General features: G+C 55.7%; 13 protein-coding genes. All 13 read left to right on the plus strand.

Annotated elements, in window-relative coordinates; all coding sequences use genetic code 11:
• Positions 1 to 106: 106 nt before the first annotated feature.
• The 13 genes from NKI59_RS34095 to NKI59_RS34155 all read left to right on the plus strand — a co-directional run bounded on the left by NKI59_RS34095 (position 107) and on the right by NKI59_RS34155 (position 10919).
• Positions 107 to 1339, plus strand: coding sequence for a M20 metallopeptidase family protein (locus NKI59_RS34095; protein ID WP_352708911.1), 1233 nt, complete (start codon positions 107 to 109; stop codon positions 1337 to 1339).
• Positions 1340 to 1383: 44 nt separating this feature from the next.
• Positions 1384 to 2094, plus strand: a complete 711-nt coding sequence (locus NKI59_RS34100; RefSeq protein ID WP_352708912.1) for a maleate cis-trans isomerase family protein — start codon at positions 1384 to 1386, stop codon at positions 2092 to 2094.
• Between the two features lie 50 nt (positions 2095 to 2144).
• Positions 2145 to 3173, plus strand: coding sequence for an NAD(P)-dependent oxidoreductase (locus NKI59_RS34105; protein ID WP_352708913.1), 1029 nt, complete (start codon positions 2145 to 2147; stop codon positions 3171 to 3173).
• Between the two features lie 459 nt (positions 3174 to 3632).
• Positions 3633 to 4541 (plus strand): LysR substrate-binding domain-containing protein, encoded by a 909-nt coding sequence (locus NKI59_RS34110; RefSeq protein ID WP_352708915.1) that lies wholly within the window; start codon positions 3633 to 3635, stop codon positions 4539 to 4541.
• 166 nt (positions 4542 to 4707) lie between these two features.
• Positions 4708 to 6225: an amidase gene (locus tag NKI59_RS34115; protein ID WP_352708917.1), complete on the plus strand. Its 1518-nt coding sequence runs from the start codon at positions 4708 to 4710 to the stop codon at positions 6223 to 6225.
• Positions 6206 to 7393 carry a M24 family metallopeptidase gene (locus tag NKI59_RS34120; RefSeq protein ID WP_352708919.1) on the plus strand — a complete coding sequence of 396 codons (1188 nt, stop codon included), beginning with the start codon at positions 6206 to 6208 and terminating at the stop codon, positions 7391 to 7393. Before NKI59_RS34115 ends, NKI59_RS34120 begins: the two co-directional genes overlap by 20 nt.
• A 39-nt stretch (positions 7394 to 7432) precedes the next feature.
• Positions 7433 to 8200 (plus strand): class II aldolase/adducin family protein, encoded by a 768-nt coding sequence (locus NKI59_RS34125; RefSeq protein ID WP_352708921.1) that lies wholly within the window; start codon positions 7433 to 7435, stop codon positions 8198 to 8200.
• A 24-nt stretch (positions 8201 to 8224) separates the two neighbouring features.
• Positions 8225 to 8440, plus strand: coding sequence for a hypothetical protein (locus NKI59_RS34130; protein ID WP_352708924.1), 216 nt, complete (start codon positions 8225 to 8227; stop codon positions 8438 to 8440).
• The gene (locus tag NKI59_RS34135) at positions 8412 to 9116 is read left to right on the plus strand and encodes a substrate-binding periplasmic protein (protein WP_352708926.1); all 705 of its coding nucleotides are present in this window, start codon (positions 8412 to 8414) and stop codon (positions 9114 to 9116) included. Before NKI59_RS34130 ends, NKI59_RS34135 begins: the two co-directional genes overlap by 29 nt.
• 109 nt (positions 9117 to 9225) lie before the next feature.
• Positions 9226 to 9417 (plus strand): ABC transporter permease subunit, encoded by a 192-nt coding sequence (locus NKI59_RS34140; RefSeq protein ID WP_352708933.1) that lies wholly within the window; start codon positions 9226 to 9228, stop codon positions 9415 to 9417.
• Complete coding sequence (locus NKI59_RS34145) at positions 9414 to 9845, plus strand: amino acid ABC transporter permease (protein ID WP_352708936.1); 432 nt, start codon at positions 9414 to 9416, stop codon at positions 9843 to 9845. The genes NKI59_RS34140 and NKI59_RS34145 overlap by 4 nt, the downstream gene beginning before the upstream one ends.
• On the plus strand, positions 9842 to 10606 hold the full coding sequence (locus NKI59_RS34150; protein ID WP_352708928.1) for an amino acid ABC transporter ATP-binding protein: 765 nt from the start codon (positions 9842 to 9844) through the stop codon (positions 10604 to 10606). Before NKI59_RS34145 ends, NKI59_RS34150 begins: the two co-directional genes overlap by 4 nt.
• 91 nt (positions 10607 to 10697) lie before the next feature.
• Positions 10698 to 10919 carry a transposase gene (locus NKI59_RS34155; RefSeq protein ID WP_352708930.1) on the plus strand — a complete coding sequence of 74 codons (222 nt, stop codon included), beginning with the start codon at positions 10698 to 10700 and terminating at the stop codon, positions 10917 to 10919.
• Positions 10920 to 10974: the final 55 nt, after the last annotated feature.

A 10974-nucleotide genomic window follows, 5' to 3' on the forward strand; every position in this document is an offset into this window, starting at 1 on the left:
TGTGGTTTGGCGACTGGGGCATCGAAATCACTGAAAGCATCCTTATCACCGACAAGCAGGCCGAGTGCCTGGCACAGTCGCCACGGCAGCTGATTGTGATCGATCAATGAATGCATCGGACGCATACCTCAAGCGGGCCAGTCACGCTTTCCATTTGCCGGCGGGATGCGAGCAGCAAATCATCGCACTCCGGCACTACATGCACGCAAACCCGGAGCTATCAAATGAGGAGCACAACACTCGGGCAAAAATAGCGGAGTTTTTGGGTAGTGCAGGGCTGCAAACACCTCAGATCTTTCACCGCACAGGCTTGTTCGTTGACATTGTCGGCGAGGGAAATGGAGTTCCCATGAACGTGGTAGTTCGTGGCGATATCGACGCGCTGCCCATCCTAGAGGCTCGGCCGGATATTCCATATAGGTCTCTTGTCGCCGGCAAGATGCATGCTTGCGGCCATGATGCGCATGCATCTGCAGCATTGGGCGTTGTATTGGCCGCGCTTGCCCATCGTCAGCACTTCGCCGGAAAGGTGCGCGTTGTGTTTCAACCGGCCGAGGAAGCAGAACCCCTCGGCGGCCGATCTGTCACTGAACAAGGTCTGCTCGACGGTTTTGACTGCGCGATTGGAATGCATGTGAACCCTGAAACACCCTCAGGGACTTTTTCCGTCCTGACGGGTCCGGTAACAAAGTCATCCGATGAATTCCAGATCATATTCAAAGGAAAGAAGAGCCACGCGGCGTGGCCAGAGCTGGGTGTTGATGCGATCGCGATCGCGTCCACATTCGTCACTGAGATGCAGAAGCTCATATCGCGTGAGAGCCACACTGACGAAGCTCCGGTTATTTCAATAGGCCGTTTCCATGGTGGCGAAGCAACCAATATCATCTGCGAACGCGTCGTTCTCGATGGCACGCTGCGCACACGTTCGCCAGACGCCCGTCAGAGGCTTCGACGTCGTTTGGAGGAACTGGCTCGTCAGATCGCCGCGATGCATCGCGGAGAGGCAGAGTTCAAATTGGTTCCGGGAGAACCTGCCGTCGTAAACGATCCAGCCATCAGTCAAACGGCCCGGGAAGCGATTGCCGACATGTTTGGAAGGGAGTCGCTCGTTCCGACGAGACCTCTCGCAGGGGCTGACGACTTCGGATTCTACGCCGAAAAGCTCCCGTCAGTCTATTTCTGGTTTGGCTGTTACAATGAAGCGCTTGGAAACATAACCCATGTTCACACGGCGGAATTCGGTGTCTCCGATGATGATGTGTTACGCGCGGCGCGCGCTGCTTGGGCAATCGTCAGAAACCTTCAAGTTTCAGCTAACGAGGGCATGTCGTCATGATCACGTCACCAATCAAACATCTTAACGCAGCTATGGACGGAGGGATGTCGAACCAGGTCGTAATCGGCTTGATTGCTCTTTCGACAGATGTTGTGACTGAGTACGAGCTGCGGAGAATGCTCCCTAAGGATGGCGTTAGTATTTCAGCAACCCGAATTGAGACGAAAAACCCCATTACGATCGAAAATCTGCGCGGCCATGCGCATGAAATTGCCAAAGCTGCCGAGTTGTTCGTGCCACGTGAGTCCGTGGATGTCTTCGCCTACGGCTGCACGTCTGGATCTGCGCTGATTTTGCAAACGACCCTTGAAGCAGAACTGCACCGAACTGCACCAGGCGCGAAGTTAACATCGCCGATGACAGGAGCCTACAAGGCTTTTCGCCAGCTCGGGATTCGGCGGGTCGATCTTTTGACACCCTATCCAGACGACGTTACGGCGGCGATGACCGAGTGCTTGAAGGACGAAGGTATTTCAGTCGTGTCGTGTGGTTCATTCCACATCGACAACGATTATGAAATCATCAACATCAAGCCGGAGAGCATCATAGAGGCAGCCGAAGCACTAAATTCCGCTGAGTCCGAAGCTTTGTTCATACCATGCACTGGTCTGAGGACTTCGACAATCATCCAGCCCCTCGAAGCACGAATTGGCAAGCCTGTGATCACCGCTCACCAAGCAATGCTCTGGGATGCACTTAGACTTGCCGGCTACACACAGCCACTGTCGGGATTCGGAAAGCTACTCACTGTCTGAAGCGATCTATCTGCGCACCGACCGATTATCAGAATTCAGGAGGACCAGGAATGAAAGTTCTATGCTTGTGGTATGCCACGGACACTGAGATCAGCCTAATTAAAAAAGTGCTGCCTCCGGGAACCGAGGTGGTGGCACCGAGAGGCGGATATCTCTCGCGTTTCGATTGCGACTACTCAGACGTGAAGCATCTGGCGCCCGACGCCGATGCGATCATTGCTTTTAGCGTCCCGGAAGGAATCCTTCAGATGGCGGAAAAGCTCAAGGTGTTCTCGTGGCTGCATTCCGGCGTGGACGACCTTGGCTTGATGGGCGCGCTGGATCTTTTCAAACAGCGTGGCGTCAAGCTCGCAAACATTCGCGGCGCGAATGCGGTTGCGGTCGCGGAGCAAGCAATGATGTTCGTACTAGCTCTTGCAAAAAAGACTCTTCTCAAGCACCGGGCGACAGAAGAAGGCAGGTTGCTATTCCCTCTCTATGATGACGAATACAGGTCGGGGATGCTACACGGTCGCACAATCGGTGTAATTGGAATTGGAAATATCGGCGGGCGAATCGCCAAACACGCCAAGGGGTTCGACATGCAAACCCTCGGCGTGCGTCGCACCAAAGGTGGCCCCCCGGTCGATTTTTTCGATGCAGTGCACGGGGTCGACGAGTTGCACGAAGTTCTGCCGAAGTGCGACTACGTTGTCCTGGCGACGCCTGATACAAAAGAGACGCATCAGTTTTTCGGCGCCGCAGAGCTCGCCGCCATGAAACGATCGGCGTTTCTCATCAATATCTCGCGCGGCATGTTGATCCAGGAGAAGCCGCTATACGAAGCGCTCACTTCGGGCACCCTTCATGGTTTCGCGACCGACGTATGGTGGCAGTACAATTACGGCCAAACGTTTCCGATTGGCTGGGGATCGCGCCTTGGAATCCACAAGTTGCCCAATGTGATCACGTCGAACGACCAAGCGGCAAATGCCGATGACGTGCTCGAGAGGAATATCCGCTGGGGCTCGCAGAACCTGGCTGAATTTGTATCGGGTACAACGATGAAGCGAGAAGTTAGGCTCGATCTGGGATACTAAGCCGGCATGGATGTTTTTGCAAAGCAAGGACATCCAATCACCACCCGTGACTGTGAATTGGCCCTTTAGTTGCGTGTGGTTGTCAATCCGAGTATCGCACTGTCATCGCCGGGGCCATTGTCCTTTCCGAGGTCGAATGCCTGATGATGATTGTTCGGGTCGGCCCCCTCAACGTGTGCACGAAGTTCGAAGTCGACGTCAGCCGATTCAACGAGGTCACCGCAACCACCGTCTCGGGCGGGACATCACGAGTTCCGGAAACGGACCCGCGATTGGGATCGAGTGCGGATGCCCTCCCCTTCGCTCATGACGGCGGAGCGGCGCGCATTGGTTATATCCGAGAGTGACGCGGTCGCCGATCTCGCAGGCTCTGCGATCAGGTGTTCGGTTCTGTTAAATCATTGTATAAAATGCGTCATCGTCTTTAAATGGGCGCTAATGCAGACTCGGTTCCGTTTCATGAAACATTATCCGTCCATTCAAGCGCTTCGCGTTCTCACCAGTTTCGCTCGGACAGGATCAGTTGAAGAGACCGCGGATGAGCTTGTTCTCACCCGAAGCGCGGTAACCTACCAACTCCGCTTACTCGAGCGCAGCTTGAGTTTTTCACTTTTGCACCGGGCGGGTACCCGCATCGGGCTCTCCTCTGAGGGCTTAGCCTATGCTCATGATGTCCGGTCGGCGCTCAACATGATCTCCGATTCAGCACAGCGGTTCGCGAATAGGAGTGTAAGCGGTACTCTCGTAATTTGTAGCACACCGGGGTTCGCGGGCGGTTGGCTTTGCAGCCGCATCGCCAAGTTCAACGAAGCGTTCCCTGATGTCAAAATCATTCTTAAAACCCAGACCCTTCTGGAGAATGTCGCGAATGAGGAGGTCGATGCATTTATCACCTTCGGGAACGGACATTGGCCTGAGATGACTGTCTCTCACCTGGTCGACATCCGGATATCTCCGGTATGCAGCCCGGTGTTTCTCCATCAGCATGGAATGTTCAAAGATCCAAAGGATTTGAGCAGCGTGCCGCTGCTAAATATCCTAGGTGATGAGACCGATTGGGAGATCTGGCTGACGGCAGCCGGGGTGGATCCTTTCCTGGCGCACAGGGGCATCACCTTCCATGACGGAAACCTCTGTTTCAACGCGGCCGTTTACTCACAGGGAGTGGCGCTAGGCGACCACTTCACGTGCCGTGCCGCTTTGGAAAGCGGAATGCTCGTGATGCCCTTTGAACTCGTGCTTAGAGGCCGCCGATCTTATTATCTCGTTTCATCTCCGGCCAAGGCGGAAACGCCGACAGTGGGGGCATTCAGCTCCTGGATCAAGGCTGAGATCATGGTCCGCCACACCGACGACGATGTAGCCTGAAAGCGGTGTCAACAAAAGTCTTTTGTCGATACCGCAAAAACTATGAATTTGACGAATCGCCTCCGTCTTTCCTAGGATCAAAGGAAAAAACGGGGAAGGTCATACGGTAACTCGGCAATCCTTAAAGCCGCAAGACACCGCTGACCCAACATAAGTGCGACATAAAATGAACGTAAGCAAAGGTTCGGGGACCTTTCGGGCCCTGACGGCTCTCGATTGCCTCGAGCTCTATCAGACCGGCACGATCTCACCTGTAGAGGTTGTCCGCGACTGTCTCAACCGCATCGATGCGGTCAACGCCGAATTCAATGCATTTTGCCACATCGATGCCGATGGGGCACTGACGGCAGCCCGGCAGTCTGAGGAACGCTGGAACAAGGGACAGCCGATCGGCGTGCTCGACGGCGTGCCAGCAACGATCAAAGATCTTACACTGACCCGCGGAATGCCCACACGGCGAGGCTCCGCGGCAACCAGCGCGGAAGGACCGTGGGATCAGGATGCCCCGCTTACAGCCCGCATGCGCGAAGCTGGTGCAATCATTCTCGGGAAGACAACGACACCGGAATTTGGCTGGAAGGGAGCAACGGATAGTCCGTTGACCGGCATCACGCGCAACCCTTGGAATCCGAAGCTGACACCTGGAGGATCGTCTGGTGGTGCGGCGGTGGCAGCGGCGTTGAACCTCGGCTTTCTTCACCAAGGTAGCGACGGCGGTGGCTCGATCCGGATTCCCGCGAGCTTTACTGGTACATTTGGTTTCAAGCCCACTTTCGGTTACGTGCCCCAGTGGCCGCTCAGCGCCATGGGAATGCTATCCCATATTGGGCCGATGACGCGTACGGTCGATGACGCGCTGCTGATGATGGACGTTATCACTCGTCCCGACACACAGGACGGCTATGGCGGCCTTTCTTATAAAGCCGATGGGGCGGACAAAGCCGAGTCCCTGGACGGCATTCGGATCGGATATAGCCGTACTCTCGGCTATGCCGATGTAGCGCCCGACATACTGCGCGTTACCGACGAAGCTGTCGAACAGCTTCGAAGCCTTGGCGCAGATGTTGTCGAGATCGACCCTGGCTTTGCCAATCCTGTGCAGGTATTCGCAACGTTCTGGTTTGCAGGCGCCGCACGTCTGATTGCTCGCATGAGCGATGCGCAGAAAGACCTGCTGGACCCCGGTTTTCTTGAATGTGCGATCTGGGGTGAGGAAATCACTCTCTCCGACTTCAAAGATGCCGAACAGGCTCGATTCGATTTGTCGGCAAAAATGGCCGATTTCCATGAAAGCTTTGACCTGCTTGTCACTCCGACCGTCGCCGTTGCACCGTTCCCCGTTGGAATGGACAAACCCGACGGGTTCAGCGGCTGGGTCGATTGGACGCCCTTCACTTTCCCTTTCAACCTGACGCAGCAGCCTGCGGCATCGCTTCCATCGGGGTTGGACGACGCCGGGCTCCCCGTGGGCCTGCAGCTCGTTGGACCTCGCTATCACGACGCTAAGGTGCTCGGCGCCGCCCGAGTGATTGAAAAGCGTTTGGGACGGCTGACGCCGCCAGCCTTGCAAATGGTCAGCGGAGAGACCGCCCCAAAGTTTCTAAACGCCAAGCGTCATCTCACCATTCTGGAGAGGAGCGCACACCAACCAGGATTGAGAACCGATGTCCGCGCAAACGAATGACATGAATCAACATCCCAATGGCAAGGTTCTGACATTCGCACTGCGGGAATTTGAAGACCGGGTCAGCCGTCTTGATACCATGCTGCAGAAAGAGAAGATCGATATCTATCTCGGTCATGCCCCCGAAAGCCTCAATTATTTCACAGGCTTCGATCCTCTCGGCATCTATCTGTATGAATGCGTGTTTTTCCAGGCAGGAGCGAAGGAACCTTCGCTGCTCACTCATAAAGCTGAGAAAGAACTCACCGTTTTTCAGTGCTGGATTTCGGAAGTCACCATTTGGACCCACGGTCACAGTCCCGTTCAGATGACGATCGACAAATTGCGCGTTCTCGGTGCTGCAGCCGGCAAACGGGTGGGCATTGAGATGGCCAATTGGTATCTTCGCGCCGATCTCTACAAGGCCCTGACGGAGGCGTTTCCGGACGTCGAATTCGTCGACGTGACCCACCAGGTCATGCGGCTGCGCGCCATCAAATCGCCGACAGAGATCGGTTATATGCGGAAAGCGGCCGGCTTCTCCGACTTGGCTTTAGAAACATTGGCGAACACCCTCGGCGCCGGCGTTAGCGAGCTTGATGTGCTGGCGGCGGTACAGTCGGAGTTGGCACGTGCGGGCTCCGAATATCCCACTCTGCCGTTCATTATCGCGTCGGGGTGGCGATCGGGCACCTTCCACGCGGTCCCCTCCTCGAAAATCATCGAGGCCGGTGATCCGATCCTTTTTGAGTTCACGGGATCCTGGAAACGCTACAATTCCAACCTCTGCCGAACCGTAGTGGCAGGTAAGGCATCCGATCGGCTGCTCGACCTCTGGAAAATCAACTACGAATCGTTTTGGCGGCCTTTCGAACTAATCCGGCCTGGCGCTTCGGCTTCGGAGATCGACCGCCTCAGCAGGAAGATCAGGGGCGACTATGCCGATTATATCGTGGCCCGCGCGGGCTTTGGGATGGGTCTATCTTACCCTCCGACCTTTGCGCAGTTCCCGGACATTCTGGTAGGTGACGAGACCATTCTGGAGCCTGGGATGATCTTCTCCCTCGAGCCATCGATATCGCAGTTCGACGGCGTCACGATTTCCTACGGATACAACATCTTGGTCACTGAGAGCGGGGCTGAAATCCTGCATAACGCCCCGAAAGACCTTTTTGAAATCACCGCTTAGTTCGCGCCATGGCCATAGCGTCTCATGAAAGGATAACCGATGAACGCACACGAGACCGTCAGCTCGCATCCTTCGATATCAGAGGCTCAGGCCGAAGCCCGGCGCGATCTTGCGGCCGCCCATCGCCTGGCAGTGAAGGACAACTTCATTGAAGGCATCGACAATCATTTCACACTCACCGTGCCAGGCGAACTGGATCGGTTCTATCTCAACGCCTTTGGACTTCACTGGTCAGAGGTGAAGGCTTCGAACCTTATAGAAGTCTCTTTGGATGGTGCTGTGGTCGCCGGCAATGGCATCGCGAACCTTTCTGCCGTGTGCATTCACGCGCCGATCCATCACCGCGGTATCAAGTGCGTCCTGCACACACATATGCCTTACACCACGGCCCTAAGCCAGTTGGAAGACATGCGCATTGAGCCCTCAAGCCAGAACGGCGTGGTGCTGCAGGACATGATTGCTTACGACCGCGACTACAACGGGTTTGCCGAGACGCAGGACGAAGGCGAGCGAATGGCGGGTGTCCTGGGCGACAAGAAGATCCTGATGCTCGCCAACCATGGTGCCGTGGCGACTGGAGACAGCGTCGCTAAGGCCTACCACCGGCTCTATTTCCTTGAGAGAGCCGCCATGACGCAAATGATCGCGATGGCAGCCGGCAAGCAGCGCATAATTACGGAAGCTGTGCAGGAGCGGATCCGCAACTCCCTTGGCGCTCCAGGGACGGATCACGGTGCCGAGATCCGGATGTATTTCGACGCCATGAAGCGAGTCCTAACTGCCGAAGGCTCTGATTTCGCCGAATAACTCAGTAAAACACCGCAGAGACATGTGGACAATGGCATTCTAAATCAAAAAATGGGAATAAAGATGAAAAGTAAATTTGCATCCTTAGCACTTACCGCGCTCATGGTCTTCACTGGAGTCGCGAACGCTGGTTGTCTCGACGACATCAAGGAGGCCGGTGTGATTAAGGCAGGCAACGCGACATTGGGCACCAAGCCGTTTCTCTACAAGAATGAAGACGGCTCGACTGGCCGGTTTTGAATGGGAGATATTCCAGGAGCTCGGAAAACGCCTCGGTATAGCCAAGCAGGAGTACGTGCTCACCGAGTGGACGACCCTGATCCCAGGACTGAAAGCGTCGCGCTGGGACATCATCCTCTCGAGCATGGCTTCGACGCAGGAGCGAATTCAAAACGCCGGAGTGGCGTTTTCGAATCCTTACATGCTTCTCTACGACGTGGTCATTGTAAAAAAGGACTCGCCCATCAAATCGGTGGCGGATTTGAAGGGCAAGATCCTCGGCTCGACGCTCGGAACTTTGGACTCGTTGAACGCCAATGTCCTGGTGCAGCAAGGGCTGGCTGGAAGTGTCATGGATTTCAACGACTTTGCACTTCCTTTCACCGCTTTGCGAAATGGCCAGGTCGACGCCGTTGTGATGGATCAGGGCACTCTGTTGGGCCAACAGGAGGCTTTGAACGATCTCCGCACCCTAGGTGAGCCGATCACTTACCGGCCCAAACCGGAGTGGGCCGAAGCTGAAGCAAAAGCTCCTTACATCCTTGGTGGGCTTGCCATCGGAATCCGGAAGGAGTGCGCTGAACTTGTTACGGCAGTCAACGACGCTCTTGCGTCCATGGACGCTGATGGCACTCGCAAGAAAATCATCGAGAAGTACGGGATGTGGTCGGACCTGCAAGTTAAATTGTTGAAGTAAATTGGGTCCTTGACGGGGATGTACGACTTCTTTTTTGTTCTGGTTCCGCAATACTGCCCGTTCCTGCTTGAGGGTGCGCTCGTCACCCTCCAGGTTTTCGGTGTTCAGTATGGTGATCGGCATTGTGGTCGGGTTTGCCGTCGCCTTGGGCCGGATCAGCGGAAGCCGTCTGCTCAATGGTATCCTGCTGGCGTACGTCGAGATCTGGAGGGACGTGCCACTCATAGTGCAGCTGCTGGTGATTTACTTCACGCTGCCTTCGATCGGCATCTCCCTTCCTGGGCGGGTGTTCTCGGACTGAGCCTAAACCTTGGAGCATATCTTTCCGAAGTTTTCCGATCGGCCATCATCTCGATTGATCCCGGCCAATGCGAGGCCGGGAAATCAATCGGGATGTCTCGCGTCATGGTTCTCAAACGGGTGACACTACCCCAGGCATTGCGCATCGCGGTGCCCACAGTAGGCGGCTATTTCATAGCCCTGCTGAAAGACTCGTCGTTGGTATCATTCATTTCTGTCAACGAACTGCTCCGGAACGGCACGGTGGTAATAGCCAACACCTTCCGAAGCATGGAAGTTTATATGATGGTGGCTATCATCTATTTCGTCATGAGCTTCATTGCCTCGCGCTTAGTGCGTATGGTCGAGCGAGCGCTTACACCGCAGCATCAGCGCCAAAGAAGCTTCCTGGCAAAGACGCCCACTGCAAAGACGGCGATGTTACCATGAGCCAGCCACTTCTTTCTGTGCAGGGACTGCACAAATCATTTGGAGCACTGAAGGTTCTCCGTGGCGTCGATTTCACCGTGCGCTCGGGCGAGGTGGCATTCCTTATCGGGCCAAGCGGCGGGGGTAAGTCTACGCTCGTCCGATGCATCAATTTCCTCGAGACGCCAAGCTCGGGTGAGATAGTGTTCGATGGGGAGACGCTCTGCGAGGCGAGAGGAGGGCGCTTTCACCACGCACCAGAGCGTATGCTTCGGGCCGCACGCAGCGAGATGCCCATGGTGTTCCAGCATTTCAACTTGTTTTCTCATAGAACCGTTCTTGAGAACGTGATCGAGGGACCTGTATTGGTCCAACGGCGGCCGCGTGCGGAAGCTATTGAAGACGCCATCCGCTTGCTTGGCGAGGTCGGCCTGAGAGAAAAAGCGGATTCGTACCCTGATCAGTTGTCGGGAGGGCAAAAGCAGCGCATCGCGATCGCGCGGGCCCTTGCGATGCATCCCAAACTCATCCTCTTTGACGAACCGACTTCGGCGCTCGACCCCGAACTCGTGACGGGAATCCTTGAGACGATTAGGTCCCTAGTCGACAAAGGCATGACCCTTGTGATCGTCACTCATGAAATGGGCTTTGCCCGTAAGCTCGCGGATGTGGTGCATTTTATCGCGGACGGAACGATCGTCGAATCCGGCCCGCCGGATCGCATATTTGACCATCCCGAAAGCAAGAGGCTCAGCGGATTTATTAAGTCGATTATCCGCTGACATCCTTTCCACTCCGTAAGCGCTGTCCCGGCGGCACCTTTCGCGCGTGGATGTAAGGGACGATGTTCGAGGCCTTTGAGGGCTTCGACATATGACGATTTCAGAGTTTACGCTTAAGTCCAGGGACGAGGAGCCGGTCCGTCGGCTGGAGATCTTCACTGGTTCGGGTCGGCGGCGTGAGTGGCCGCCGGAGGAGAAGGCCCGGATAGTGGCGGAGAGCTACGAGGCGGGCGAGACGGTTTGTGCTGTGGCACGCCGGTATGGGGTAAGCGGGCAGCTGAGGCCGTTCAGCGCTGGTAATTCCATGGCATGAGGGCGTCGATATTGCTGTTTGGCCAGCCATTGGCAATGCGCTCGAGGGTCAGGGT

The organism is Mesorhizobium sp. M0598 (assembly GCF_040320865.1).
Classification (GTDB): domain Bacteria; phylum Pseudomonadota; class Alphaproteobacteria; order Rhizobiales; family Rhizobiaceae; genus Mesorhizobium.

Bases quoted from the DNA above. Each gene is read 5' to 3' on its own strand.
- NKI59_RS34100 (WP_352708912.1), top strand. From the start codon at position 1,384: ATGTCGAACCAGGTCGTAATCGGCTTGATTGCTCTTTCGACAGATGTT.
- NKI59_RS34110 (WP_352708915.1), top strand. From the start codon at position 3,633: ATGAAACATTATCCGTCCATTCAAGCGCTTCGCGTTCTCACCAGTTTC.
- NKI59_RS34115 (WP_352708917.1), top strand. From the start codon at position 4,708: ATGAACGTAAGCAAAGGTTCGGGGACCTTTCGGGCCCTGACGGCTCTC.
- NKI59_RS34150 (WP_352708928.1), top strand. From the start codon at position 9,842: ATGAGCCAGCCACTTCTTTCTGTGCAGGGACTGCACAAATCATTTGGA.
- NKI59_RS34125 (WP_352708921.1), top strand. From the start codon at position 7,433: ATGAACGCACACGAGACCGTCAGCTCGCATCCTTCGATATCAGAGGCT.
- NKI59_RS34120 (WP_352708919.1), top strand. From the start codon at position 6,206: ATGTCCGCGCAAACGAATGACATGAATCAACATCCCAATGGCAAGGTT.
- NKI59_RS34095 (WP_352708911.1), top strand. From the start codon at position 107: ATGAATGCATCGGACGCATACCTCAAGCGGGCCAGTCACGCTTTCCAT.
- NKI59_RS34155 (WP_352708930.1), top strand. From the start codon at position 10,698: ATGACGATTTCAGAGTTTACGCTTAAGTCCAGGGACGAGGAGCCGGTC.
- NKI59_RS34140 (WP_352708933.1), top strand. From the start codon at position 9,226: ATGGTGATCGGCATTGTGGTCGGGTTTGCCGTCGCCTTGGGCCGGATC.
- NKI59_RS34135 (WP_352708926.1), top strand. From the start codon at position 8,412: ATGAAGACGGCTCGACTGGCCGGTTTTGAATGGGAGATATTCCAGGAG.
- NKI59_RS34105 (WP_352708913.1), top strand. From the start codon at position 2,145: ATGAAAGTTCTATGCTTGTGGTATGCCACGGACACTGAGATCAGCCTA.